The organism is Bradyrhizobium sp. SZCCHNS30572, assembly GCF_032484415.1.
Taxonomy (GTDB): Bacteria; Pseudomonadota; Alphaproteobacteria; order Rhizobiales; family Xanthobacteraceae; genus Bradyrhizobium.
Genome location: NZ_JAUESY010000006.1, coordinates 83,978 through 108,302, shown reverse-complemented (window position 1 = coordinate 108,302; position 24,325 = coordinate 83,978). Strand labels below are relative to the sequence as shown.

Genomic DNA, 24,325 nt, shown 5'->3' with positions numbered 1-24,325 from the left:
GGCTTGCGCGCTCATGCCGCACGGTTAACGCGATTTCTGCGGCTGGGACGCGCGCGGAGCGACATTCAGCCGCGCGTGGAAGCTTGCGGCAGATATGCTAGTTTCCCATCTAGGGAATGGGCTCAGAGACCTGCCAAAAGATGGCGAATTTGCCGATGACGCAAATTTAATATCTGCAGCAGTGGGTATGAGATAGGGTTTTTCGAGAACCGGCCAAAGGTCCTGTCAGGACCGGGCTGCCGGGCAACCAACGGGAATCGACCATGTCGGACCTAGACCGCAACTATGCTTCACCCTTTGGCCGGGTGGCCGGGCGCGCCGATGCCGCGACCGTCGACGCCGGTCTGCGCGCCTACATGCTGCGCATCTACAATTACATGAGCATCGGCCTGGCCATCACCGGCCTTGCGGCACTGGGCGTCTACATGGCGTCGGTGACCGGCGATCCGGCGGCCGGCGTGTTCAAGTTCGGTAACGCCTATCTGACGCAGTTCGGCTACGCGATGTTCGTGAGCCCGCTGAAGTGGCTGTTCATCCTGGCCCCCCTGGTCATGGTGTTCGCGATCTCGGCCGGCATCAACCGCTTGGCGCCGTCGACCGCACAGATCCTGTTCTGGGTGTTCTCGGCCTTGATGGGCATCTCGCTGTCGTCGATCTTCCTGGTGTACACCCACACCTCGATCGTGCGGGTGTTCTTCATCACCGCGGCGACGTTCGGCGCGCTGAGCCTCTACGGCTACACGACCAAGCGTGACATGACGGGCATGGGCTCGTTCCTGTTCATGGGCCTGATCGGCATCGTGCTGGCGAGCCTCGTGAACCTGTTCCTGGCGAGCTCGATGCTGCAGTTCATCGTCTCGGTGATCGGCGTGTTCGTGTTCGCCGGCCTGACCGCCTGGGACACGCAGCGTCTGAAGAACGAGTACATCTACGGCTACGCTTCCGCGGGCGGCGACATCGCGGAGCGCGCGGCAATCACCGGCGCCCTGTCGCTGTACTTGAACTTCATCAACCTGTTCACGCTGCTGCTGCAGTTGCTCGGACAGCGCGACTGATCCAACCGCTCGAACGAGCGACCTTCGAAGCCCCGGCCTCACCGCCGGGGCTTTTCGTTTGCACAAACCCCGATTGCGACCGGCGCAAAGCCGCAGCAGCAGCCATGCCGCGAGGCCGGATTGATCGCCGCGTCCGCCTGGGTATGCTTCCCCCCATGTCCGACATTGAAATCCGGCCCACCCAGGAGGCCGACCTTCCCGCCATCACCGCCATCTACGGCCAAGCCGTCCGCGAGGGCACGGCCACCTTCGAGCTCGACCCTCCGGATCTGGCGGAGATGACGCGCCGCTTCCGGGCGCTCCGCGACGGCGGCTTCCCCTATTTCGCTGCCCTGCTGGACGGAGAGGTGGTGGGCTATGCCTATGCCGGGCCCTACCGGCCCCGCCCTGCCTATCGCTTCACGGTGGAGAACTCGGTCTATCTCGCTCCGGCCAGCCAGCGTCGCGGCATCGGGATGCGCCTGATGCGGCGGCTGATCGACGCCTGTGAGGAGGGAGGCTTTCGCCAGATGATCGCCGTCATCGGCGACTCCGCCAATTCCGGCTCGGTCGGGCTGCATACCGCCTGCGGCTTCCAGATGATCGGCACCCACCCGAGCGTCGGCCTGAAATTCGGCCGCTGGCTCGATACTGTGATGATGCAGCGCCCGCTCGGGGCCGGGAGCAGCGACGTCCCGGCGTAAGGCAACGCCAATCGGAATGTCATGATCAAGCCGGAGCGCGTGGGATCAGACCAGGGCTGGTTTGGGCGCGATCACCAGCAGCACGCGCTCGAGCTCGTGGCCGCGGCGCAGGATCAGCCCGGTGGCCGAGATCACGCTGTACATGCCCTGCTTGCGTGCGAGACGCGGATCCTTCTCGATGCGGTAGATCGGCACCTCGGACGCCCGGCGAAACACGGAGAAGACGGCCCGGTCACGCAGGAAGTCGATCGAATAGTCGCGCCACTCACCGTCGGCGACCATGCGGCCGTAGAGGTTCAGGATGCGGTTCAGCTCCAGGCGGTCGAACGTCACCCGGCTCGGCGCTGCGGCCGCACTGCGCGCCGCCGCGCGGTTCTCGCTGGGGTCGGCGTCCTCCGGCGTGAGGTTCATTGGCGTCCTCCTGTCATCCGTGTGACATGATCGCGCCATCCGGCAGAAGCCGCAAGGGGCCGTTTTCGTTGTTGAAGTTCGACCGAGCCTGCGAGGCCGTCGGTTCCGCGAACACGCAAGCGTCACGGGATCGTTAGCAGAATCATAATCGCGCCGTCTTTCCGCCCACCGACCGCCCCCGACCTTCGGCATAAGATTCGTGTGCGTTGGCCCGGTCCTTTCGGTTCCGGATTCCTCAGCCCCCAGCCCCCCGGGGTCGTCAGGATCGGGTCTATTCACAAGTAAGGCAAAGGGCCAACGCAAGTTGGTCCTTTTGCTTTTCTGGCGTGAGCTGCACGTAAGATCATCGCGACGCGCCGTCGCACGGACGTGATGCGCCCAACGCAGGTCAGCGAAAACGAAGATCAGGACGACGGAAGATCAGCGCTCGGGACCGCGCGCCGTTGCTGAAGCCCGTCCGCCCAACGGCAACTCGGAAAAGGCGGCCCCGAGCATCGGCCCAGGGCGGTCGCGACTGCCGTCCTGCACATAGACGACGGTGCCATCGACGCCCTCGCGGGCGATCTTCTCCAGCGGCACGCTCCATCTGACCGGCGACCCATTCCAGTCACCCAGCTTCTGAAGCCCGCGAACGACGTTGTAATAGGTCAGGTCACGGCCGCTGTTCTCGCCGCGGCCGACCGAGATCGGGACCACCCGCGAGATCGAGCAGACCCAGACCTCGCCGTGCTTGCGCGGCATCTGGTCGTTGGCCGCGGCCACGGAGACAGTAAGGTCCTGGCCGTCGACCGACAGCCTCACCGGCACCGACATCACGCTGCCAGCCTGGACGGTCTCCTCGATGGCGCCCTCGATCGCCTCGCGGTCGCTGCCGATCACATGCACGGAGCCGTTGACCACCGCCTGCGGCGTATAGACCTCGCGGTCGCCGCGCGCACGAGAATAGGCCCGCTGCCGGGCCGTGAAGCGGGAGTCGGCCAGCGTGTCCTTCCAGCCGAGATAGTCCCAGTAGTCGATCGGCAGGGACAGCGCGATCACCGAAGGATCTCTGGCGAGCTCGCCGAGGATCTTGTCAGCCGGCGGGCAGGACGAACAGCCTTGCGAGGTGAAGAGTTCGATCACCGCACGGGGATCGGACGCAGCGGGCCGGACGAAAGCGATGACCGCACAGACACTCAGCGCTGCGCGCGACCACCACGACATCTGTCCACTCATCGCCACTGTCCCGTCTGGACCACCGTCCGCTGCGCCCTGTGCATCACTGCATCCGCGATGCCGTCCTCGTAGTTAACAAAACGAAAATGCAAAAGAGGCGGCCTTTGTCATAGGCCGCCTCCTTCATCACCCGCTACTCACTTCAGAGTGAGCCAAACTGTCGCATCGCGCCTTGGTTAAGCGGCGAGCTTGCGCAGCACGTAGTGCAGGATGCCGCCGTTGCGGTAGTAGTCGAGCTCGTCGAGCGTATCGATCCGGCAGAGCAGCGGCACCTGCTGCGCCGCGCCGTCGGCCGAGACGATCTCGGCGGTCAGGGTTTGGCGCGGCTTCAGGTCGCCTTGCAGGCCCTTGATGGTAACCTTCTCGTCGCCCTTGAGGCCGAGCGAGGACCAGGACGTGCCTTCCTGGAAGGTGAGCGGCAGCACGCCCATACCTACCAGATTGGAGCGATGGATGCGCTCGAAGCTCTGGCAGATCACGGCGCGGACGCCCAGCAGCCGGGTACCTTTGGCGGCCCAGTCGCGCGACGAACCGTTGCCGTATTCGGCGCCGGCGAACACCACCAGCGGCACACCCTCTTCCTGATACTTCATCGCGGCGTCGTAGATCGACATCTGCTCGCCGTCGGGCCAGTGCTTGGTCAGGCCGCCCTCGGGAATGTTGCCGTCGGCACCCTTGAGCATGAAGTTCTTGATGCGGATGTTGGCGAAGGTGCCGCGCATCATGATCTCGTGATTGCCGCGGCGCGTGCCATACTGGTTGAAGTCCGCCGGGCGGACCTGGTGTTCGCTAAGGAACTTGCCGGCAGGCGAAGTCAGCTTGATCGAACCGGCCGGCGAGATGTGGTCGGTCGTGATCTTGTCGCCGAACAGCGCCAGCACGCGGGCCTCGACGATGTCCTTGATCGGCTCGGGCTCCTTCTTCATGCCCTCGAAATACGGCGGGTTCTGCACGTAGGTCGACGACATGTTCCAGCGATAGGTCTCGCTCTCGACCGTCTTGATCTTGCGCCAGTTGGTGTCGCCCTTGAACACGTCGGCGTAGCGCTTCTTGAAGATCGACGCCTTGACGAACTTCTTGACGAAGTCGTTGACCTCCTTGGTCGTCGGCCAGATGTCCTTCAGGTAGACCGGCTTCTTGTCCTTGCCGATGCCGATCGGCTCGACCGAAAGATCCTTGGTCACGGTGCCGGCCAGCGCATAGGCCACGACCAGCGGCGGCGAGGCCAGATAGTTGGCCTGCACGTCCGGCGAGACGCGGCCTTCGAAGTTGCGGTTACCCGACAGCACGGCCGCCGCGACCACGCCGTTGTCGTTGATCGACTTCGAGATCTCCTCCGGCAGCGGGCCGGAATTGCCGATGCAGGTGGTGCAGCCGAATCCGACGAGGTTGAAGCCGACCTTGTCGAGGTCCTTCTGCAGGCCCGAGTTGGCAAGGTATTCGGCAACCACCTGACTGCCGGGAGCGAGGGAGGTCTTCACCCACGGCTTGGCCTTGAGGCCCTTGGCGGCGGCGTTGCGGGCCAAGAGGCCGGCGCCGATCAGCACGCTCGGATTCGAGGTGTTGGTGCAGGAGGTGATGGCGGCGATGACGACGTCGCCATGGCCGATGTCGAAGTCCTTGCCCTCGACCGGGAAGCGCTGCGCAGCGTCGGGCTTCTTGTACTCCCCAGCCAGCGCGGTCGCGAAGCCTTCGGCCACCGCCGGCAGCGCGATGCGGCCTTCGGGACGCTTCGGACCGGCCATCGACGGCACGACGTCGGCGAGATCGAGGGTCAGCGTCTGCGTGAACACCGGGTCCGGCGACTTGGCAGTGCGGAACAGACCCTGCGCCTTGGCATAGGCCTCGACCAGCGCGACGCGCGGCGCCTTGCGACCCGAGGTCTTGAGATAGTCGATGGTGGCGGCGTCAACCGGGAAGAAGCCGCAGGTCGCGCCGTATTCGGGAGCCATGTTGGCAATGGTCGACTTGTCGGCGACCGAGAGATGGTCGAGGCCGGGGCCGAAGAACTCGACGAACTTGCCGACCACGCCGAGCTTGCGCAGCATCTGGGTGACGGTCAGCACGAGATCCGTCGCGGTGACGCCTTCCTTCAGCGCGCCGGTCAGCTTGAAGCCGACGACGTCTGGCAGCAGCATCGACAGCGGCTGGCCGAGCATGCAGGCCTCGGCCTCGATGCCGCCAACGCCCCAGCCGAGCACGGCGAGACCATTGACCATGGTGGTGTGGGAGTCAGTGCCGACCAGCGAATCCGGATAGGCGACCTCGAAGGTGCCCTTGGTGCGGCCGACCGTCATCTTCTCCTTCTTGGTCCAGACCGTCTGCGCCAGGTATTCGAGGTTGACCTGGTGGCAGATGCCGGTGCCGGGCGGCACGACGGAGAAGTTCGAGAACGCCTTTTGGCCCCATTTCAGGAATTCGTAACGCTCCTGGTTCTGCTTGTACTCCTCGGCGACGTTCTTGCCGAACGCCTTGTTGTCACCGAAGTAGTTCACGATCACCGAGTGGTCGATGACGAGATCGACCGGCACCAGCGGGTTGATCTTCTCGGCATCGCCGCCCAGCTTCTGCATCGCGTTGCGCATCGCCGCGAGGTCGACCACCGCCGGCACGCCGGTGAAATCCTGCATCAGCACGCGCGCCGGGCGGAAGGCGATCTCATGCTCCAGCGACTTCTTGCGCAGCCATTTGGACACCGCGACGATGTCGTCCTTGGTGACGGTGCGGCCGTCCTCGTTGCGCAGCAGGTTCTCGAGCAGCACCTTCATCGAATACGGCAGCTTGGAGATGTCCTTGAGACCGTTCTTCTCGGCTGTGGGCAAGCTGTAATAGATGTAGCTCTTCGTTCCGACCTTGAGGGTCTTGCGACACTTGAAGCTGTCGAGCGAGGTCATGCGTGGAAATCCCAATTGATCTGTATACCCGGAGGGGGTATTTAAGAACCGTCAGCGCGAGGCGCCGGATGGCTTGCAGCGGGCGATTGTGTGCTGCATCAAGGTCGGGCTTATAGAAGCTTTCTAACTGCGCCGCCACAGAGACAAGCAAGTCCCGACGTGGCATCACCCACAAATTCTCACGCGCTAGCCATCAATTCCCTAGGGGCTGTCACGACGGGCCATGCAGGCGACTTCAACACTGTCTCCGAAGCTGTTCGGCCGCGACGTCAGATGCGTGCGCGGCGGTCGCGAGGTGTTCGCAGGACTAGCCTTCGAAGCGGTCGCGGGCGAGGCGCTGGCAGTGACCGGACACAATGGTGCGGGCAAGACATCACTGCTGCGGTTGATTGCCGGCCTGCTGCTGCCGGCGGGCGGCTCCATCGCCATCGAGGGCGGTGAGAGCGAGCTCACGGTGCCCGAGCAGGCGCATTATCTCGGCCACCGCGACGCGCTGAAGCCGGCGCTCAGCGTGCGCGAAAACCTGACCTTCTGGGCCGAATTCCTCGGCGGCGGCATCACGCGGCCGATCCCCGACTGCCTCGCGGCCGTCGGCATCGCCCACGCCATCGACCTGCCCGCCGCCTATCTGTCCGCCGGCCAGCGCCGCCGGCTGTCGCTGGCCCGCCTGCTCGCGGTGCCCCGCCTGCTCTGGCTGCTCGATGAACCGACCGCGGCGCTCGACGTCGCCGGGCAGGCGATGTTCGCGGGGCTGATGCGGGAGCATCTCGCCGGGGGTGGGCTGATTGTCGCGGCGACGCACGGCCCGCTCGGCATCGACACACGCGAGCTGCGGATCGGGGAGGCTCGATGATTCCCTCTCGCCTCTTCGCAGTCCCACCCACCGCTCTCTCCGTTCCCGCCCCCCTTGTGGGGGAGGATCAGGGACGGGGGTGCCCCACGACGCGCTCTAACTTGTTTGACGAGATTCGGTTGCACCAACCAACGTCCCATCGGCGCGCCGACCCCTCCCCCCTGCGGGGAGGAGCCGGCGGTCCGCAACGGCAGCGTCACCTGGAGCCACCCCCCTCCCCAGCCCTCCCCCATCTCCCCCACAAGGGGGGACGGAGCGCAGTTTGCGGGTCGAGGGAGCGCGGCTCACCATCTGCCATCAAGCAATCAGCCGAGGCCCTATCCGCATGACCGCCCTCGGTGCCCTCATCCGCCGCGACATCAAGATCGCGCTGCGTATCGGCGGCGGCGCGTTGATCGGCGTGCTGTTCTTTCTTACCGTCGTGGTGCTGATGCCATTCGCGGTAGGGCCGGATCTGGCGCTGCTGACCCGGCTCGGCCCCGCCATCCTCTGGCTCGGTGCCCTGCTCTCCAGCCTGCTCACCCTGGACCGGCTGTTCACCGCCGACCACGAGGACGGCTCGCTCGACCTGGTCGTGATGAGCCGGACACCGCTGGAGCTGGCCTGCGCCGCCAAGGCGCTGGCGCATTGGCTCGCCGCCGGCCTGCCGCTGGTGATCGCGACGCCCGTGCTCGGCCTGCTGCTCAACCTCGACGCCACAGCGACCGGCGCCGTCGCGCTGACGTTATTGGCGGGCACGCCTGCCCTGACCTTCATCGGCATGATCGGTGCAGCACTGGCTGTGACGATGCACCGCGGCGGGCTGCTGCTGGCGGTCTTGGTGCTGCCACTTTCGATCCCAGTGCTGATCTTCGGCGTCGCGGCGTCGCAGGCGGCCATCGTCGGCCCGCTGCCGTTCGGGGCGCCGTTCTCGATCCTGTGCGCATTGTCGCTGGTGAGTTTCGTGATCGGCCCGTTCGCCGCCGCGACAAGCTTGCGGAACGGGCTGGATTGACCCGCCGCCCGCCGGGGTTTGACCATGATCAACTCTTACCTAGCGGCGTCGTGCTGATTGCCTGCAACCGCTTCCGCCTTTAACAAGGGTCTCATGTCGCTGATCGACCTCGCCAATCCCACCCGGTTCCTTGCGCTGGCGGCGCGGCTGCTGCCGTGGCTGGCGCTGGTCACGGCCGCGCTGCTGGCTGCCGGCCTGTACCTCTCCGCGCTGGCGCCCGACGACTATCAGCAGGGCGCGACCGTCAAGATCATGTTCATCCACGTGCCCAATGCCTGGCTGTCGATGTTCGTCTGGAGCATCATGAGCATCGCCTCGCTCGGCACCTTGGTGTGGCGGCATCCGCTCGCCGACGTCGCTGCCAAGGCCGCCGCCCCGATCGGCGCCAGCTTCACGTTCCTCGCTCTCCTCACCGGCTCGCTGTGGGGCCGGCCGATGTGGGGCACCTATTGGGAGTGGGATGCGCGGCTGACCTCGGTGCTGATTCTGTTCCTGATGTATCTCGGCCTGATGGCGCTGTGGCGCGCGGTCGAGGATCCGACCCGCGCCGCCCGTGCTGCCGCCGTGCTGACGCTGGTTGGCGCGATCAACCTGCCGATCATCAAGTTCTCCGTCGACTGGTGGAACACGCTGCATCAACCGGCGTCGGTGATGCGGATGGGCGGTCCGGCGCTCGACAAATCATTCCTGATCCCGCTGCTGGTGATGGCCGTCGGGTTCTCGTTCCTGTTCATTACCCTGCATGTCGCGGCGATGCGCAACGAGATCCTGCGCCGGCGCGTCCGCAGCCTGCAGATGATGCAGGCCCGCGCCTACACCACGGCCGCACCAGCCGACGATGCGGCAGGCCAGATCGCGGGAGCGGCTTGACATGGACCTCGGCCCCTATACCTCCTTCATCGCCACCTCCTATCTTGCGGCGGCGCTGGTCGTGATGCTGCTGATCGGCTGGATCGCCATCGACTACCGCACCCAGAAGGCGCGTTTGCGCGCGCTCGACGACAGCGGCATCAGCCGCCGTTCCGGCCGCGCCGCGACGGATATCCAATGACCGAACAGGCTGCGACAGAGCCGGCGCCGCGGCGCCGCTCATTCCTCATGCTGCTGCCGCTCGTGGTGTTCCTCGGGCTGGCGGCGCTGTTCTGGTCGCGCCTGGGCAACGGCGACCCGTCGCGCATTCCATCCGCGCTGATCGGCCGCCCCGCGCCGGCCACGCCGCTGCCGGCGCTGCCGGAACTGGCGAGGGACGGCACGCCGGTGCCCGGCCTCGACCCGGCTGCACTCAAGGGCAAGGTCAGCATCATCAATGTCTGGGCATCGTGGTGCGTGCCCTGCCACGACGAGGCGCCGCTGCTGGTCGAGCTCGGCCGCGACAAGCGCTTCCAGATCATCGGTATCAACTACAAGGACGGCGCCGACAACGCCCGCCGCTTCCTCGGCCGCTACGGCAACCCTTATGACGTCGTCGGCGTCGACGGCAACGGCCGCGCCGGCATCGAATGGGGTGTCTATGGCGTGCCCGAGACCTTCGTCGTCGGCCGCGAGGGCACCATCGTCTACAAGCTGGTCGGCCCGATCACGGCGCAGAACATCGATGCGGTGTTGAAACCGGAAATCGAGAAGGCGCTGAAGGTGGGTTCGTAAGCCTCGCGCAGCCATCGGAGCTTCAGCGGCAAACACGCTCCTCTCTCTGCGTCGTCATTCCGGGGCGGCGCGAAGCGACGAGCCCGGAATCCATACTCACGAGCGGTCGTTTGGCGAAGACGGGCGCCACAGCCATCTCGCGTCACACGCCTTGTCGTGGTTATGGATTCCGGGCTCACGCCGCTGCGCGGCGCGCCCCGGAATGACGGCGCGGAGAACCTCGAAGCGAAGCAATCCGGAGCACCTACGGGCCTTGGATTGCTTCGTCGCTACGCTCCTCGCGATGACCGTTCGGGGCAGCTACCCCTTGCTCACATCCCCTTCCGCCGCATCGCTGGCTTCGAGCGACGCCGGGTCCTGGTGGTAGCGCTTGATCAGCGGCATCTGGGCGATGGCGAAGATCATGGTCAGCGGCACGACGCCGAACGCCTTGAAGCCGACCCAGAAATCGGTGCTCTGCGTGCGCCAGATGATCTCGTTCAGCACCGCCATCGCGGCGAAGAACAGCGCCCAGCGAAACGTGAGGATGCGCCAGCCCGCGGGCGTCAGATTGAACATCTGATCGAACATGATCGCGATGAAGGAGCGATTGAACAGCAGCCCGCCACCGAGCACGGCCGCGAACAGTCCGTAGATGATGGTCGGCTTGACCTTGATGAAGGTCTCGTCGTGCAGCACCAGGGTCAGCGTGCCGAACACGATGACGACGACGGCGGTCACCAGCGCCATCAGCGGGACGTGCCGCGTCACCACGTAGGACGCGATCAGCGCCGCGATGATCGCGACCATGAACGCGCCGGTCGCCGCGAACAGGTTGAACTTGGCATTGACGACGAAGAAGATGATCAGCGGGCCGAGCTCGGTCGCGAGCTTGAACAGCGGGTGCGGCTGGGTCTTGTCCATTCCATGTCCTGTTGGCTGCAGCCACGGCAGCGGTTGATCCGGTCGTCTCGATCCGGCGGTGGGCCGGAGCCCGAGCGTGCGACGTCAATCCTCGATGCCGGCGATCGCCCGCGCAAAATCTCTCGCGGCGAACGGTGAGAGATCATCGACCCCCTCGCCGACGCCGATGAAGTGCACCGGCAGCTTGAACTTCTCCGACAGCGCCACGAGGATGCCGCCGCGCGCCGTACCGTCGAGCTTGGTCATCACGAGGCCGGTGACGCCTGCCGTACGATGAAACGCCTCGACCTGCGACAGCGCATTTTGTCCCACCGTCGCGTCGAGCACGAGCAGCACCGCATGCGGCGCCGACGCGTCGACCTTGCGAATGACACGCACCACCTTTTCGAGCTCGTTCATCAGCTCGGCCTTGTTTTGCAAACGGCCGGCAGTATCGACCAGCAGGATGTCGCGGCCCTGCTCCTTGGCCGCGGTGATGGCGGTGAACGCAAGGCTGGCGGAGTCCGAGCCCTGCGCGCCGGCGATCACCGGCGCCTTGGTGCGCTCGCCCCAGACCTTGAGCTGCTCGATCGCGGCGGCACGGAACGTGTCGCCCGCGGCCAGCATCACCTGCCTGCCTTCGGAGGCGAATTTCTGCGCCAGCTTGCCGATCGTGGTCGTCTTGCCGGAGCCGTTGACGCCGACGACGAGAATGACGAACGGCTTGTGGCCCGGCGCGATCTCGAGCGGCTTCGCCACCGGCGACAGCACCTTCTCGACCTCGGTCGCGACCACCGCCTTGACCTCGTCGGCGCTGATCGCCTTGTCGTAGCGGCCGGTCCCGACGGCCTCCGCAATCCGCCCCGCGACCCGGGTGCCGAGATCGGCGCGCAGCAGCACGTCCTCGATGTCGTCGAGCATCGCGCGGTCGAGCTTGCGCTTGGTGACGAGATCGGCGACGGCCGTGCCGAGCGCGCCGGACGTGCGCTTCAGGCCGGCCGACAGCCGCCGCCACCACGACAGCTTGGGTGTTTCCGAGGTGGTATCGTTCATGGCGTGGTGTTAGCCCTTTCCATTCGCAAACGAAAGCTCACACCCGCGTTACGGTTTCCATGGACATTAACCAACCCACCGACGAGGAAATGCTCGCCCGCGTGCTCCACCGCGACGGGCTGATGCTGGTGATCGACAAGCCGGCCGGCATTCCCGTGCACAAGGGACCGAAGGGCGGACCGAACCTCGAAGCCTCCTTCGACGCGCTGCGCTTCGGCCTGCCGCGCCCGCCGGTGCTGGCGCATCGGCTGGACAAGGAAACCTCGGGCTGTCTGGTGCTCGGCCGTCATCGCAAGGCAACGGCGTCGCTCGGGCTTTTGTTCAAGCATGGCAAGATTTCGAAGACCTATTGGGCCGTCGTCGAAGGCGGACCTGACGCTGACGAGGGCGTGATCGAGCTCCCGCTCGGCAAGCTGAACGCCGAGCGCGGCTGGTGGCAGAAGCCGGATCCGAACGGGCAGCCAGCGGTGACGAAATGGCGGGTGCTGGGGAGGTCGTACTCTCTTGCCAGTCTATCCCTGAACTCCCCTCCCACTCGTGGCAACGACTCCCCTCCCCCTTGCGGGGAGGGGTCGGGGGTGGGGGTCCCCGCGGGCAGTGTCGCTTGGAGCCGCCCCCCTCCCCAACCGTCCCCCACAAGGAGGGAGGGAGCGCAGCTGCCAACCGGAGAGGGAGAGTCGGTGCACTCCAATCGCAGTCCGCGACTCACTTGGCTGGCGATGGAACCGGTCACCGGCCGCACGCATCAACTGCGCGTGCATTCGGCAGCGTCGGGGTGGCCGATCGTCGGTGACAACATCTATGGCAACGGCCCGCGCTTCGGCGAGCCGCGGCTGCATCTGCACGCACGCGAGATTTCGATCCCGCTGTCGAAAAACAAGCCACCGGTACACGTGGTGGCGCCGGCGCCGGTGCACATGCATGAGCGGCTGAGAATGTGCGGGTGGAACGGGGCGTGAGCCCATCTCTTTCCGCACCGTCATGGCCGGGCGAAGTCCCGGCCATCCACGTCTTAGTTCTTGGAGACAGCGTGGATGCCCGGGTCAAGCCCGGGCATGACGGAATTCTGGACTAACAGCCGAGCCCCATGATGCCCCGTGATCGTGAGCCGCTGCACGGTGCCTGGCAACGCAGTGGTCGTGGCGACCGGCAGATAATGCTCCGTCCGTCCCTGGGTCTCACTCTCGATCAGCACCTCACGCTGACAGCCGATCTCCTGCTCCAACCGCCGCCGCAACGCCGCCTCTCCCGCGGCCCGCAGCCGCCGGGCCCGATCACGGATGACGGCGCCATCCACCTGCGGCATGCGCGCGGCCGGCGTGCCCGGCCGCGGCGAATAGGGAAAGACGTGCAGGAAGGTTAGCCCGCATTCCTCGACGAGATCGAGCGAGCGCGCGAACATCTCCTCGGTCTCGGTCGGAAATCCCGCGATCAGATCGGCGCCAAGCGCGATGTCCGGCCGCAGCCGGCGCAACTGAGCACAGAATGCGATGGCATCGGCGCGCGAATGCCGCCGCTTCATGCGCTTCAGGATCAGATCGTCACCCGCCTGCAGCGACAGATGCAGGTGCGGCATCAGCCTGGCATCATCCGCGAGCGCATCGAGCAGGTCGGCATCGGCCTCGATCGAATCGATCGAGGAGATGCGCAGGCGTCTCAACTCCGGCACGTGGCGCAGGATCTGCTTCACAAGCCGGCCGAGCTTCGGCGTGCCGGGCAGGCCGGCGCCATAGCTCGTCAGGTCGACGCCGGTCAGCACGATCTCGGCATGGCCCCGCTCGGCCAGCGCGCGCACCTGCTCGACGACCGCGCCCATCGGCACCGAGCGCGAATTGCCGCGACCGAACGGGATGATGCAGAAGGTGCAGCGATGATCGCAGCCGTTCTGCACCTGCACGAACACCCGCGGCAGGCCGCGCTGGAAGCCGTCGACCAGATGCGGCGCCATCTCCATCACCGCCATGATGTCGGAGACGGCCACCTTCTCGGACGCATCGATGCCGAACCGTGGCACCGCCAACGCCCGTGTGGTCGCACGCCACGCATCGGGCCGCAGCTTGTCGTCATTGCCGATGACGCGGTCGACCTCGGGCATGGCGGCGAACATGCCGGCCTGCGTCTGCGCGGCGCAGCCGGTCACCACGATGCGCGCCGCGGGGCGCTCGCGCTTCAATTTGCGGATCGACTGCCGGGCCTGCGCCACCGCCTCGTTGGTGACGGCACAGCTGTTGATGACGATGGTGTCGTCGGCACCGGCCGCCTCGGCATGTTTCGCGATCAGCTCGGATTCGAACGCGTTGAGGCGGCAGCCGAAGGTAACGACGTCGACGCTCATGCGACGCTGGCGAACATCGACGGCTCGAACCGTCCCTCGAACTCGAACGTCGCGGTGCCCGTCATCAGCACGTGATCGTCACGCTCGCGCCACTCGATCGTGAGCTCGCCGCCGGGCAGCCTCATCTGCACGATCCGGTTGGCACGCTTCAGCCTGACGGCCGCGACCGCTGTCGCACAGGCCGCCGAACCGCAGGCCTTGGTCAGCCCCGCGCCGCGCTCCCAGGTGCGCATCGTGATGTGGTCGCGATCGACGATGTGGGCGAGCGTGATGTTCGCACGCTCCGGGAAAATCGGATGGTTCTCCAGCAGCGGCCCGAAGCGCTCCAGATCGTAGGCGTTGACGTCCTCGACCCAGAACACCGCGTGCGGATTGCCCATGTTGACGACCGAGGGCGAATGCAGGATCGGCGCGTCGATCGGTCCGATCTGCAGCTCGATGTAGCGGGTGTCGCGGAACTCCTCGGCGAGAGGAATGTCCTGCCAGCCGAACTTCGGCGCGCCCATGTCGACGGTGTAGAGGTCGGGCGCCGGCCCCTGCCAGCAGTTCAACAACCCGGCGCGGGTCTCGAACGTCGCGCTGGTCTGGCCCGTCTTGCCGAACACCTGGCGCACCACGCAGCGCATGCCGTTGCCGCAGGCGCCGGACTCCGATCCATCATTGTTGTAGATGCGGATGAACGCTTCGGTGCCGTCGAGCCGCGGCGGCTGCAGCACCATCAGCTGATCGTAGGGCACCCGGGATGCCACCGCCCGCGCCTCGTCCGGCGTGACGACATGCTTCACGTCGCGCAGATCGACCACGACGATCTCGTTGCCGATCCCGTTCATCTTGACGAAGCTGTGGTTGGCCAGCGCGCTCATGAAAATATCCAAATTGTGTCCGCCTTATATGGCGAATGGCGCGGCATTGACCAGCCTGCAGAGCGACATGACGCATCTGTCATGGGACGCCGCGCCGCCGAGCATGTTAGGACCGGTTCATTCGCCGGCACGAACCGGGCAAAGCAGCACGGCCACTGGAGAATAGTCGAATGAATCTCAGCACTTTCCGCCTCGTTCTGGCCGTGAGCTCGGTCGCGCTCCTGCTCGGCGGCACGTTCGCCCGGGCCCAGGCGCCGTCGGCCTCGCCGGCTCCGGCGGCCTCAGCCACGCCCGCACCGGCCCCGAGCGCGCTACCGGCGCCGGTGGCGCCGGCCTCTCCTGCGCCTGCCGCGTCGGCCAGTCCGGCGCCCGCGACCAGCCCGACGCCGGCCGCCAGCGCGAGCCCCTCGCCGTCGTCATCTCCGACCGCGGCCCAGTCCCCGGCCACGACGCCGCCGCAGGCCGCGGCGCCGGCCCAGGCGGCCGACGCCTTCGGCGACGAGATCAAGCTCGAGGCGAAGAAGGTCGTCCTCGTCAAGGGCACCGCGAATTGGGACAATGCGTTCGACACGCTGATCGACTCCTTCAAATCGCTGTCGGCCACGCTGGACAAGCAGGGCATCAAGCCCGCCGGCAACGGCATGATCGTCTACACCTCGACCGACGACACCGGCTTCACCTTCCTGGCCGAGATGCCGGTCGAGCAGGAGCCGAAGACGCTCGGCAAGGGGATGAGCATCGGCCAGTCGCCCGAGGGCAAGGCGCTGAAGTTCGTCCATCGCGGCTCCTACGACAACATGGACAACACCTACGAGGCGATCACCAACCACCTCGACGAGCGCCGGCTGGAGGCCAAGGACACCTTCATCGAGGAGTACCTGACCGACCCCTTGAAGACGGCCGAGGACAAGCTCGTCATCAACGTCTACGTGCCGCTGAAGTGAGCACCATGATCATCAGACCCATCCTCGCGGTCGCGCTCGCGACCAGCTTCGCAATGCCCGCCCTCGCGGATGACATCGCCCGGCAGGACACGCCGGCGATCACCGTCAGCGGCGAAGCCAGCGTGTCGGCGCCGCCGGATCTGGCGCAGATCGACGCCGGCGTGGCATCCGACGCCAAGACCGCGCGCGAGGCCGCCGAGGCCAACAACGCCGCCATGGCCAAGGTGCTGCAGGCGCTGAAGGCGGCCGGGATCGCCGACAAGGACTATCAGACCTCGCGGCTGTCGCTGCAGCCGCAATATGCGCAGAACCGGCCGGCCCAGCCGGCGGTGACCGGCTATCGCGCCAGCAATCGCGTCACCATCAAGCTGCGCGACGTCGCCAAGGTCGCCAGCGTGATCGATACGCTGGTCGCGGCCGGCGCCAACGATGTCGGCAACATCTATTTCAGCGTCGCCGAGCCATCCAAGCTGCTCGACCAGGCGCGCGAGAAGGCCGTCGCAGACGCCCGCCGCAAGGCCGAGATCTATGCCAAGGCCGCCGGCGTGACGCTGGGTCAGCCGCTCAGCATCTCCGAGGATGGCGCGCCCGCCCCGGTGTTCCGCGCCAAGACCTTTGCCGCACCGATGGCCGCGACGCCGACACCGGTGGCGCAGGGCGAGGAGACGCTGTCGATCACGGTCAACGTGACCTGGGCGATCAAGCCGGGGCAGTAAGGCGGCCTCACGCCCGCGCGGCGCATTGTGCGTCGTGGCAGCCGACAACGTAGCTACAAACTCGGTGTCGTCCCGGCCTTGAGCCGGGACCCATACTCCGGGGCGGTAATTGTCGCGCGAGAGGGAGCTGCCAGCCTTCACAACATTGAATTCGGTGTTTATGGGTCCCGGCTCAAGGCCGGGACGACATCTGTTTTGTGGCGGCGGCCTGCTTAGATCTCCACCACCTGCCCCGGCTTCAACACGCCGAACCGCTCGCGCGGGATACCGGCCTGGTCGAGCGCGGCGTGCAGGGCGTGCACCGGCGCGTCGATCGCCTCGTCCGTCAGTTGGAACGTGCCGTGGTGATGCGCCAGCGCGGCCTCCGCGCCGCAATCCTGCAGCGCCTGCACGGCATCCTCCGGGTTCATGTGCTGGTCGCGCATGAACCAGCGCGGCTCGTAGGCGCCGATCGGCAGGATCGCGAGCCTGATCGGCGCGTGCTGCTTCGCAACGCGGCGGAAATGCTTGCCCGTGCCGTAACCGGAATCGCAGACGATGTAGACCCTGCCGCGCGGCGTCTCCAGCACGAAGCTCGCCCACAGCGCCTTGTTGCGGTCGAACAGGCCGCGCGCCGTCCAGTGCCGCGTCGGCACCAGGGTCACGGCGACCTCCTCGTTCAGCGTCACGCGATCGTGCCAGTCATAGGCCTCGGCGCGGATCTTGGAGTCAGCGTCGATCATCGTAAGGTCGTTGCCCAGCGGCGTGACGACCCGCGGCGAAAATCGCGCGGTCAGCTTCGACAACGTCCGGATGTCGAGATGATCGTAATGCCCATGCGACACCAGCACGACGTCGATATGCGGCAGCCCCTCAAAGGCGATGCCGGGATCATTGTGCCGCCGGGGACCGGCGAACGCGAATGGCGACACCCGCTCCGACCAGACAGGATCGACCAGGATGTTGAGCCCGCCGGTCTGGATCAGCCAGCTGGCGTGGCCGATGAAGGACAGCCGCACTGTCTCGCCGTCGATCCGGTGCGGCGGCGTGTCGGCGTGCGGGCTCGCCGCCCAGGACGGCCAGCGGGAACGCTTGCGGTTGCGGCCGAACTGCCAGCGCAGCACCTGGGACAGGGATTTGGGCGGAACGCCGTCGGGATCGTAGAAGCGCTTGCCGTCGAAATGGTCGGTGACGGGGCCGGAATAAGTCCTGGAACGGCGCAGCAAGGTCGTCCTCGCAAGGGAAAGCTGAACTCGCGCAAGAGGTAAGCGCCCCCACAGGGTCCGGCAACGGGACGGCGAGAAGCAAGTTTCCTTGACTTTTGCGGCTGCTGAGGGTTTAACCCGGCCGAATTTCGGAAAGTTTCGTCTTTTCGAGCCACCGCCCGGCCCTGGAGGCCGGAGGTCACCGCCCGACAGCGCTGTGCGCCCTCGGGCGCAAACGTGTTTGGACTGACGGTTTCGGCCGACGGGCCGAGGTTTATATGGTCGTCATGGGCCGCAGCAAGCGGCGATGACGGGCGGCAATGAAGCGAGCGCCCGCAAGGGCAAAGGATAACGGCATTGTTCGACAATCTGTCGGAAAGGCTTGGCGGCATTCTCGATCGGCTGACGGGGCGTGGTTCGCTCTCGGAAGCCGATGTCGACGCCGCGATGCGCGAAGTCCGCCGGGCGCTGCTCGAGGCCGACGTCGCGCTGGAGGTTGTCCGCAGCTTCACCGAGCGCGTGCGCGAGCAGGCGATCGGCGCCACCGTCGTCAAGTCGGTCACCCCCGGCCAGATGGTCGTCAAGATCGTCCATGACGAGCTGGTCAAGACGCTCGGCGACGACGGCCAGACCATCGACCTCAACGCCGTGCCGCCGGTGCCGATCATGATGGTCGGCCTGCAGGGCTCCGGCAAGACGACCACCACCGCCAAGCTCGCGCGCCGCATGGTCCAGCGCGACAAGCGCAAGGTGCTGATGGCCTCGCTCGACGTCTACCGTCCGGCCGCCATGGAGCAGCTCGCGGTGCTCGGCCGCGACCTGGACATCCCGACGCTGCCGATCGTGGCCGGCCAGATGCCGCCGCAGATCGCACGCCGCGCCATCGAGGCCGCCAAGCTCGGCGGCTACGACGTGGTGCTGCTCGACACCGCCGGCCGCACCACGCTGGACGAGGACATGATGAAGGAGGCCGCCGAGATCAAGGCGGTCGCCAACCCGCACGAGGTGCTGCTGGTCGCGGATTCGCTGACCGGCCAGGACGCCGTCAATCTCGCCCGCGCCTTCGACCAGCGCGTCGGCCTCACCGGCATCGCGCTGACCCGTATCGACGGCGACGGACGCGGCGGTGCGGCGCTGTCGATGCGCGCGGTCACCGGCAAGCCGATCAAGCTGCTCGGCACCGGCGAAAAGACCGACGCGCTCGAAGACTTCTATCCCTCGCGCATCGCCGGCCGCATCCTCGGCATGGGCGACATCGTCTCGCTGGTCGAGAAGGCCGCGGCGAACATCGACGCCGAGAAGGCCGCACGCACCGCCGAGCGGATGCGCAAGGGCCAGTTCGACCTCAACGACATGCGCGAGCAGCTGCAGCAGATGGCGCAGATGGGCGGCATCGGCGGGCTGATGGGCATGATGCCCGGCATCTCGAAGATGAAGAACCAGATCGCGGCCGCCGGCATCGACGACAAGATCCTCAAGCGCCAGGTCGCGATCATCGATTCGATGACGCGCGAGGAGCGCAAGCATCCCGACCTGCTCAAGGCCAGCCGCAAGAAGCGCATCGCGGCCGGCTCCGGCCAGAGCGTCGAGCACGTCAACAAGCTGCTCAAGATGCACCGGAACATGGCCGACGTGATGAAGGCCATGGGCTCAGGCAAGCGCGGCCCGCTGGCCGGCATCGCCCAGGCGATGGGTTTTGGCGGCGGTGGCGGCATGCCCTCGCCGGATCAGCTCAAGGCGCTTGCGGAAAAGATGCCGGGTGGCATGCCCGGCGGACTGCCGAATTTGCCGAAGGATCTGCCCGCCGGCCTGCGCGGCGGCCTACCGAACCTCCCCGGCTTCACCGGTCTCAGCGGCAAGCCGACTCTGCCGGGCCTCGGCCTTCCTCCGGGGAAGAAGAAATAATGAGGATCATCCGCTCCTCTTTCCATTCGTCATTCCGGGCGCGCGCAGCGCGAGCCCGGAATCCATACGCACGATCGTGGTTATGGATTCCGGGCTCACCGCTTCGCGGTGCCCCGGAATGACGGCTTAGCTGACATCAACTCATCAGAAGACACTCAGGAGAACCTACATGTCCGTCGTCATCCGTCTCGCCCGTGCCGGCACCAAGAAGCGCCCGGTCTATCACGTCGTCGTCGCCGACTCGCGCTTCCCGCGTGACGGCCGCTTCATCGAACGTCTCGGCTACTTCAATCCGCTGATGCCGAAGGACAACGAGGCACGCCTCAAGCTGGACATGGAGAAGGTGAAGGGCTGGCTCGCCAAGGGCGCGCAGCCGTCCGACCGCGTCGCCCGCTTCCTCGACGCCGCCGGCGTCAAGAAGCGCGAAGCCCGCCAGAACCCGATCAAGGCCGTGCCGCGCAAGGAGCGCAAGGCGCAGGCCGAAGCCGCCGCCAAGGGCTAAGGTCGTTGACGAGCGCGGCCTCATGCTTCGAGATGCACGGCTTGCGCCGCGCTCCCTTGCATGAGGAACTGGCTCCTCCTCCTGAGGAGCGCGCGTTCGAGCGCGTCTCGAAGGACGAGGCACGCTGATGTCCAAGCTCATCTGCGTCGCCAGAATCGGCGCCGCGCATGGCGTGCGCGGCGAGGTTCGCTTATGGACCTTCACCGAGGATCCGCTGGCCGTGCTGCATTACGGCCCGCTCACGACCAAGGACGGCAGCCGTTCGTTCGAGGTCGCGAAGGCGCGCGAGGCCAAGGACCATCTGGTCGCAGCCATCAAGGGCGTCACCGACCGCAATGCGGCCGAACGCCTCAACGGGCTCGAGCTCTACGTGCCCAGAGACCGCCTGCCCGAGACGGCTGACGACGAATACTACCACGCCGACCTGATCGGCCTCGCCGCGGAGACCGCTGACGGCGCGCAGCTCGGCCGCGTGCTCGCGATCCATAATTTCGGCGCCGGCGACATCATCGAGATCGCCCCGCCCTCGGGCAGCACATTGCTGCTGCCGTTCACCAATGCCGTGGTGCCGACGGTCGATCTTGCCGGCGGCCGCGTGATCATCGAGCTGCCGGCGGAGATCGAGGGCGAGGATGAAGCCGCGGATGAACCGGCTTCCGCTGAAGATGACGCTGCCGCCGCACCCTCCGCTCGTCGTCCCCGCGAAAGCGGGGACCCATAGCCACCGCAGCTGATTGGCTTGCGCGGGACTGGCCGCATGCCTCGTTTCGACATCACGCGGTATGGGTCCCTGTGTCTGGAAAGTCGGATCGGCGCCGCGACGCGCTGATGCGCGTCGCGGCTTGTCCGGGACGACACCGGTGAACGAGCCGCACGAGCCGGGGACACGCAGCGTTGATCGAGGGGCTCGATCTGCCCGCGCCAGTGCCGTAACAGAGCATCCATGACCACTTCGCCCAACCTCACCACGCCCTGGCGCGCCACTGTGCTGACGCTGTTCCCGGAGATGTTTCCCGGGCCGCTCGGCGTCAGCCTGGCCGGCCGCGCGCTGGCCTCCGGCATCTGGTCGTTGGAGGCGCGCGACATCAGGGCCTCCGCCACCGACAAGCACCGTAGCGTCGATGACACGCCGGCCGGCGGTGGCCCCGGCATGGTGCTGCGCGCGGACGTGCTGGCAGCCGCGATCGACGCGGCGGCGATCGATCCCGAGCGGCCGAAGCTGCTGATGAGCCCGCGTGGCCGGCCGTTGACCCAGGCCTTCGTCCGCGAGCTCGCGGCCGGTCCGGGCCCGCTGATCGTCTGCGGTCGCTTCGAAGGCGTCGACCAGCGCGTCATCGATGCCCGCTCGCTGACCGAGGTCTCGATCGGCGACTACGTGCTGTCGGGCGGCGAGATCGCCGCCCTGGTGCTGATCGACGCCTGCGTCCGGCTGCTTCCGGGCGTGATGGGCAAGCTCGAATCGGGCACCGACGAGAGTTTTTCCGATGGCCTACTTGAATACCCGCAGTACACCCGGCCCCAACTATTCGAAGGCTGGACCATTCCGGATGTGCTCACCTCGGGTGACCACGCCAAGGTCGCCGCTTGGCGCCGCGCCCAGGCCGAGGCGCTGACTGAAGCGCGAAGGCCGGATTTGTGGGCCGAATGGCAGGGGCGCGACGGCCGAGAACAAAGAGGGACCGGCCAAAAAGAGCCAAAAAGCACGACAGACGGGTGACAAGCCTCGCGCTTTGGCTTATAGGAGCGCCCAATTCCGCAAGTGACGGCAGGAACAAGCGCAGCCCCCGCGTGACCCGGCTGGGCGCGCCGCCGATGGAGATTTACCCGTGAACCTGATTCAGCAGCTCGAAAAAGAGCAGTTCGACAAGCTGTCCGCCAACAAGACCATTCCGGAGTTCGGCCCGGGCGACACCGTGATCGTCAACGTGAAGGTGGTCGAAGGCGAGCGCACGCGCGTGCAGGCCTATGAGGGCGTCTGCATCGGCCGGTCCGGCGGCGGCATCAACGAGAGCTTCACCGTGCGCAAGATCTCCTATGGCGAGGGCGTGGAGCGCGTGTTCCCGATCCTCTCCCCGATGATCGATTCGATCAAGGTCGTGCGCCGCGGCAAGGTGCGTCGCGCCAAGCTGTATTACCTGCGCCAGCTGCGCGGCAAGTCGGCCCGCATCGTCGAGAAGCAGGACCGGCAGCAGACCGCCGTCAACGAGTAGTCGTTGCTTTCATTGGATTGACGAAGAGCGCGGGCTGGCCCCGCGCTTTTTTGTTTTTGCGCTGCCGTCATTGCGAGCGAAGCGAAGCAATCCAGAGTCCTTGCCCCGGCCCCTGGATTGCTTCGTCGCTTCGCTCCTCGCAATGACGGCGGGCGCAAACGCATCTCGCACTCCACGGCACGCGTGCTATATACCCCCTGAAATGGTTCTAGATCGCACCAGCATGGCCTGTCGCCGCGTCGTCATCGACGATCGCCGCCGGCTGCCCGGGCGGTTCTTCGGACGCTTCGCCACCTCGGCAACATCTGAGCTTAGGCGCGCGCTGTAAGCCGCAGCGCCTCATTGCTGATTGTTCACGCGTGCCCGGCACGCGCTCAGTTTCCAACCTTCAATTCCCGGGAGCATTCGCTCATGTCGAAGCCGACCACCCTGTACGACAAGATCTGGAACGACCATCTGGTCCACGAAGCCGAGGACGGCACCTGCCTGCTCTACATCGACCGCCATCTGGTCCATGAGGTGACCTCGCCGCAGGCCTTCGAAGGCCTGCGCATGACCGGCCGCAAGGTACACGCGCCGGAAAAGACGCTGGCCGTGGTCGATCACAACGTGCCGACCACAGACCGCTCCAAGCCGAACCCGGATCCGGAGAGCATCGAGCAGATCAAGACGCTGGCCGAGAACGCCAAGGAATTCGGCATCGAATATTACAACGAGTTCGATCGCCGCCAGGGGATCGTCCACGTCATCGGCCCTGAGCAGGGTTTTACGCTGCCCGGCACTACGATCGTCTGCGGTGACAGCCACACCTCGACGCATGGCGCGTTCGGCGCGCTGGCGCACGGCATCGGCACCTCCGAGGTCGAGCACGTGCTGGCGACACAGACGCTGATCCAGAAGAAAGCGAAGAACATGCGCGTCACGGTCGACGGCGTGCTGCCGGACGGCGTGACGGGGAAGGACATCATCCTCGCCATCATCGGCGAGATCGGCACCGCCGGCGGCACCGGCTACGTGCTGGAATATGCCGGCGAGGCGATCCGCGCGCTGTCGATGGAAGGCCGCATGACCGTGTGCAACATGTCGATCGAGGGCGGCGCCCGTGCTGGCCTTGTGGCGCCCGACCAGAAGGCGTTCGACTTCCTGCGCGGCCGTCCCAAGGCGCCGAAGGGCGCGGCCTGGGATGCGGCGATGCGCTACTGGGAGACGCTGCGCTCCGACGAGGGCGCGCATTTCGACCACGAGCTGCGTCTCGACGCCGCCAAGCTGCCGCCGATCGTGACCTGGGGCACCTCGCCCGAGGACGTGATCTCGGTGACCGGCGTGGTGCCCGATCCGGACCAGATCGCGGACGAGGCCAAGCGCATCTCCAAGCATCGCGCGTTGAAGTACATGGGCCTGACCGCGGGCACGAAGATCACCGAGATCAAGCTCGACCGCGTCTTCATCGGCTCGTGCACCAACGGTCGCATCGAGGATCTGCGCGCCGCAGCCAAGATCGCCGAAGGCAAGACCGTCAGCGGCCACGTCAATGCGATGGTCGTGCCGGGCTCGGGCATCGTCAAGGAGCAGGCGGAGGCCGAAGGCCTCGACAAGATCTTCATCAAGGCCGGCTTCGAATGGCGCGAGCCGGGCTGCTCGATGTGCCTCGCCATGAACCCGGACAAGTTGGCGCCAGAAGAGCGCTGCGCCTCGACCTCGAACCGCAACTTCGAGGGACGCCAGGGCTTCAAGGGCCGCACCCATCTGGTGTCGCCAGCGATGGCCGCGGCGGCCGCAATCGCAGGACACTTCGTCGACGTACGCGACTGGCGCTGACGTCATCTCGCTGCTTCAGATCCGGCACGGCGGCCGGTCTACAAACGAACGCGATGGCTTCACCCAAGCCATCGCGTTTTTCATTTCACCTCAACGTCGACACAGTTCGGCAAGGGCTTCTTAAGTCTCGTCGCGCACAATCCTACCGCCGGACGCGCTGCGTC

24 protein-coding genes are annotated in these 24,325 nt (G+C 66.3%); 16 read left to right on the top strand and 8 right to left on the bottom strand.

All coding sequences use genetic code 11. The features are described from left to right. The first annotated feature begins 263 nt into the window (after window positions 1-263). Together QX048_RS17630 and QX048_RS17625 are read left to right on the top strand one after the other, a co-directional pair. Entirely contained in the window at window positions 264-1,055 is a 792-nt protein-coding gene (locus QX048_RS17630; RefSeq protein WP_250172563.1) for a Bax inhibitor-1/YccA family protein, read from the top strand. A gap of 155 nt (window positions 1,056-1,210) precedes the next feature. Further along, the gene (locus tag QX048_RS17625; protein WP_315716183.1) at window positions 1,211-1,738 is read left to right on the top strand and encodes a GNAT family N-acetyltransferase; all 528 of its coding nucleotides are present in this window, start codon (window positions 1,211-1,213) and stop codon (window positions 1,736-1,738) included. A 45-nt stretch (window positions 1,739-1,783) separates the two neighbouring features. Here the strand turns inward: QX048_RS17625 and QX048_RS17620 are convergent, their stop codons facing one another. The 3 genes from QX048_RS17620 to acnA form a co-directional block, all read right to left on the bottom strand. After that, window positions 1,784-2,149: a DUF2794 domain-containing protein gene (locus QX048_RS17620; RefSeq protein WP_315750627.1), complete on the bottom strand. Its 366-nt coding sequence runs from the start codon at window positions 2,147-2,149 to the stop codon at window positions 1,784-1,786. Window positions 2,150-2,569: 420 nt separating this feature from the next. After that, window positions 2,570-3,352, bottom strand: a complete 783-nt coding sequence (locus tag QX048_RS17615) for a DUF1223 domain-containing protein (RefSeq protein WP_316200625.1) — start codon at window positions 3,350-3,352, stop codon at window positions 2,570-2,572. Between the two features lie 188 nt (window positions 3,353-3,540). Continuing rightward, entirely contained in the window at window positions 3,541-6,258 is a 2,718-nt protein-coding gene (gene acnA, locus QX048_RS17610; protein ID WP_316169945.1) for an aconitate hydratase AcnA, read from the bottom strand. Window positions 6,259-6,481: 223 nt separating this feature from the next. On the opposite strand from acnA, the gene ccmA reads away from it, so the two are divergent. The 5 genes from ccmA to QX048_RS17585 all read left to right on the top strand — a co-directional run bounded on the left by ccmA (window position 6,482) and on the right by QX048_RS17585 (window position 9,749). After that, window positions 6,482-7,111 (top strand): heme ABC exporter ATP-binding protein CcmA, encoded by a 630-nt coding sequence (gene ccmA / locus QX048_RS17605; RefSeq protein WP_315715916.1) that lies wholly within the window; start codon window positions 6,482-6,484, stop codon window positions 7,109-7,111. 325 nt (window positions 7,112-7,436) lie between these two features. Further along, window positions 7,437-8,105 carry a heme exporter protein CcmB gene (gene ccmB, locus QX048_RS17600; protein WP_315715915.1) on the top strand — a complete coding sequence of 223 codons (669 nt, stop codon included), beginning with the start codon at window positions 7,437-7,439 and terminating at the stop codon, window positions 8,103-8,105. A gap of 93 nt (window positions 8,106-8,198) precedes the next feature. Continuing rightward, window positions 8,199-8,975 carry a heme ABC transporter permease gene (locus QX048_RS17595; RefSeq protein WP_315750625.1) on the top strand — a complete coding sequence of 259 codons (777 nt, stop codon included), beginning with the start codon at window positions 8,199-8,201 and terminating at the stop codon, window positions 8,973-8,975. Window position 8,976: 1 nt separating this feature from the next. Beyond that, the gene (gene ccmD, locus QX048_RS17590; RefSeq protein WP_315825771.1) at window positions 8,977-9,156 is read left to right on the top strand and encodes a heme exporter protein CcmD; all 180 of its coding nucleotides are present in this window, start codon (window positions 8,977-8,979) and stop codon (window positions 9,154-9,156) included. Then, window positions 9,153-9,749 (top strand): DsbE family thiol:disulfide interchange protein, encoded by a 597-nt coding sequence (locus QX048_RS17585; RefSeq protein WP_315825770.1) that lies wholly within the window; start codon window positions 9,153-9,155, stop codon window positions 9,747-9,749. Before ccmD ends, QX048_RS17585 begins: the two co-directional genes overlap by 4 nt. A 300-nt stretch (window positions 9,750-10,049) precedes the next feature. Here QX048_RS17585 and QX048_RS17580 read toward each other — a convergent pair whose 3' ends face one another. Both QX048_RS17580 and ftsY read right to left on the bottom strand, forming a co-directional pair. After that, on the bottom strand, window positions 10,050-10,652 hold the full coding sequence (locus QX048_RS17580) for a septation protein A (protein ID WP_315750623.1): 603 nt from the start codon (window positions 10,650-10,652) through the stop codon (window positions 10,050-10,052). 84 nt (window positions 10,653-10,736) lie between these two features. Continuing rightward, the gene (gene ftsY, locus QX048_RS17575) at window positions 10,737-11,684 is read right to left on the bottom strand and encodes a signal recognition particle-docking protein FtsY (RefSeq protein WP_316200551.1); all 948 of its coding nucleotides are present in this window, start codon (window positions 11,682-11,684) and stop codon (window positions 10,737-10,739) included. A 59-nt stretch (window positions 11,685-11,743) separates the two neighbouring features. Here ftsY and QX048_RS17570 point away from each other — a divergent pair, with 59 nt between their 5' ends. Continuing rightward, complete coding sequence (locus QX048_RS17570; protein WP_316200550.1) at window positions 11,744-12,643, top strand: RNA pseudouridine synthase; 900 nt, start codon at window positions 11,744-11,746, stop codon at window positions 12,641-12,643. Window positions 12,644-12,696: 53 nt separating this feature from the next. Here the strand turns inward: QX048_RS17570 and mtaB are convergent, their stop codons facing one another. Both mtaB and dapF read right to left on the bottom strand, forming a co-directional pair. Continuing rightward, window positions 12,697-14,019 carry a tRNA (N(6)-L-threonylcarbamoyladenosine(37)-C(2))-methylthiotransferase MtaB gene (gene mtaB / locus QX048_RS17565; protein WP_316200549.1) on the bottom strand — a complete coding sequence of 441 codons (1,323 nt, stop codon included), beginning with the start codon at window positions 14,017-14,019 and terminating at the stop codon, window positions 12,697-12,699. After that, window positions 14,016-14,882, bottom strand: coding sequence for a diaminopimelate epimerase (gene dapF / locus QX048_RS17560; protein WP_315715907.1), 867 nt, complete (start codon window positions 14,880-14,882; stop codon window positions 14,016-14,018). The genes mtaB and dapF overlap by 4 nt, the downstream gene beginning before the upstream one ends. 170 nt (window positions 14,883-15,052) lie before the next feature. Here dapF and QX048_RS17555 point away from each other — a divergent pair, with 170 nt between their 5' ends. Both QX048_RS17555 and QX048_RS17550 read left to right on the top strand, forming a co-directional pair. Then, complete coding sequence (locus tag QX048_RS17555) at window positions 15,053-15,826, top strand: GyrI-like domain-containing protein (protein WP_315715906.1); 774 nt, start codon at window positions 15,053-15,055, stop codon at window positions 15,824-15,826. 5 nt (window positions 15,827-15,831) lie between these two features. Then, on the top strand, window positions 15,832-16,542 hold the full coding sequence (locus QX048_RS17550) for an SIMPL domain-containing protein (RefSeq protein ID WP_315715905.1): 711 nt from the start codon (window positions 15,832-15,834) through the stop codon (window positions 16,540-16,542). 212 nt (window positions 16,543-16,754) lie between these two features. Here the strand turns inward: QX048_RS17550 and QX048_RS17545 are convergent, their stop codons facing one another. Beyond that, window positions 16,755-17,747: an MBL fold metallo-hydrolase gene (locus tag QX048_RS17545; protein WP_315715904.1), complete on the bottom strand. Its 993-nt coding sequence runs from the start codon at window positions 17,745-17,747 to the stop codon at window positions 16,755-16,757. Between the two features lie 336 nt (window positions 17,748-18,083). On the opposite strand from QX048_RS17545, the gene ffh reads away from it, so the two are divergent. From ffh to leuC, 6 genes are all read left to right on the top strand, one after another. After that, the gene (gene ffh / locus QX048_RS17540; protein WP_315825765.1) at window positions 18,084-19,631 is read left to right on the top strand and encodes a signal recognition particle protein; all 1,548 of its coding nucleotides are present in this window, start codon (window positions 18,084-18,086) and stop codon (window positions 19,629-19,631) included. 169 nt (window positions 19,632-19,800) lie between these two features. Further along, window positions 19,801-20,133, top strand: a complete 333-nt coding sequence (gene rpsP, locus QX048_RS17535) for a 30S ribosomal protein S16 (protein ID WP_008964221.1) — start codon at window positions 19,801-19,803, stop codon at window positions 20,131-20,133. Window positions 20,134-20,260: 127 nt separating this feature from the next. Then, the gene (gene rimM / locus QX048_RS17530; RefSeq protein WP_315715902.1) at window positions 20,261-20,854 is read left to right on the top strand and encodes a ribosome maturation factor RimM; all 594 of its coding nucleotides are present in this window, start codon (window positions 20,261-20,263) and stop codon (window positions 20,852-20,854) included. Window positions 20,855-21,076: 222 nt separating this feature from the next. Then, window positions 21,077-21,850 carry a tRNA (guanosine(37)-N1)-methyltransferase TrmD gene (gene trmD, locus QX048_RS17525; protein ID WP_315825764.1) on the top strand — a complete coding sequence of 258 codons (774 nt, stop codon included), beginning with the start codon at window positions 21,077-21,079 and terminating at the stop codon, window positions 21,848-21,850. A gap of 109 nt (window positions 21,851-21,959) precedes the next feature. Next, a complete protein-coding gene (rplS, locus tag QX048_RS17520) occupies window positions 21,960-22,343 on the top strand; it encodes a 50S ribosomal protein L19 (RefSeq protein ID WP_015663536.1) in 384 nt (127 codons plus the stop codon). Window positions 22,344-22,754: 411 nt separating this feature from the next. Further along, window positions 22,755-24,161, top strand: coding sequence for a 3-isopropylmalate dehydratase large subunit (gene leuC / locus QX048_RS17515; protein WP_315825763.1), 1,407 nt, complete (start codon window positions 22,755-22,757; stop codon window positions 24,159-24,161). Window positions 24,162-24,325 lie beyond the last annotated feature (164 nt).

Excerpts from the sequence above, each read along its gene's own strand:
- QX048_RS17630 (WP_250172563.1), top strand. The coding sequence starts at position 264 with ATGTCGGACCTAGACCGCAACTATGCTTCACCCTTTGGCCGGGTGGCC.
- QX048_RS17625 (WP_315716183.1), top strand. The coding sequence starts at position 1,211 with ATGTCCGACATTGAAATCCGGCCCACCCAGGAGGCCGACCTTCCCGCC.
- QX048_RS17620 (WP_315750627.1), bottom strand. The coding sequence starts at position 2,149 with ATGAACCTCACGCCGGAGGACGCCGACCCCAGCGAGAACCGCGCGGCG.
- QX048_RS17615 (WP_316200625.1), bottom strand. The coding sequence starts at position 3,352 with ATGTCGTGGTGGTCGCGCGCAGCGCTGAGTGTCTGTGCGGTCATCGCT.
- acnA (WP_316169945.1), bottom strand. The coding sequence starts at position 6,258 with ATGACCTCGCTCGACAGCTTCAAGTGTCGCAAGACCCTCAAGGTCGGA.
- ccmA (WP_315715916.1), top strand. The coding sequence starts at position 6,482 with ATGCAGGCGACTTCAACACTGTCTCCGAAGCTGTTCGGCCGCGACGTC.
- ccmB (WP_315715915.1), top strand. The coding sequence starts at position 7,437 with ATGACCGCCCTCGGTGCCCTCATCCGCCGCGACATCAAGATCGCGCTG.
- QX048_RS17595 (WP_315750625.1), top strand. The coding sequence starts at position 8,199 with ATGTCGCTGATCGACCTCGCCAATCCCACCCGGTTCCTTGCGCTGGCG.
- ccmD (WP_315825771.1), top strand. The coding sequence starts at position 8,977 with ATGGACCTCGGCCCCTATACCTCCTTCATCGCCACCTCCTATCTTGCG.
- QX048_RS17585 (WP_315825770.1), top strand. The coding sequence starts at position 9,153 with ATGACCGAACAGGCTGCGACAGAGCCGGCGCCGCGGCGCCGCTCATTC.
- QX048_RS17580 (WP_315750623.1), bottom strand. The coding sequence starts at position 10,652 with ATGGACAAGACCCAGCCGCACCCGCTGTTCAAGCTCGCGACCGAGCTC.
- ftsY (WP_316200551.1), bottom strand. The coding sequence starts at position 11,684 with ATGAACGATACCACCTCGGAAACACCCAAGCTGTCGTGGTGGCGGCGG.
- QX048_RS17570 (WP_316200550.1), top strand. The coding sequence starts at position 11,744 with ATGGACATTAACCAACCCACCGACGAGGAAATGCTCGCCCGCGTGCTC.
- mtaB (WP_316200549.1), bottom strand. The coding sequence starts at position 14,019 with ATGAGCGTCGACGTCGTTACCTTCGGCTGCCGCCTCAACGCGTTCGAA.
- dapF (WP_315715907.1), bottom strand. The coding sequence starts at position 14,882 with ATGAGCGCGCTGGCCAACCACAGCTTCGTCAAGATGAACGGGATCGGC.
- QX048_RS17555 (WP_315715906.1), top strand. The coding sequence starts at position 15,053 with ATGAATCTCAGCACTTTCCGCCTCGTTCTGGCCGTGAGCTCGGTCGCG.
- QX048_RS17550 (WP_315715905.1), top strand. The coding sequence starts at position 15,832 with ATGATCATCAGACCCATCCTCGCGGTCGCGCTCGCGACCAGCTTCGCA.
- rpsP (WP_008964221.1), top strand. The coding sequence starts at position 19,801 with ATGTCCGTCGTCATCCGTCTCGCCCGTGCCGGCACCAAGAAGCGCCCG.
- rimM (WP_315715902.1), top strand. The coding sequence starts at position 20,261 with ATGTCCAAGCTCATCTGCGTCGCCAGAATCGGCGCCGCGCATGGCGTG.
- trmD (WP_315825764.1), top strand. The coding sequence starts at position 21,077 with ATGACCACTTCGCCCAACCTCACCACGCCCTGGCGCGCCACTGTGCTG.
- leuC (WP_315825763.1), top strand. The coding sequence starts at position 22,755 with ATGTCGAAGCCGACCACCCTGTACGACAAGATCTGGAACGACCATCTG.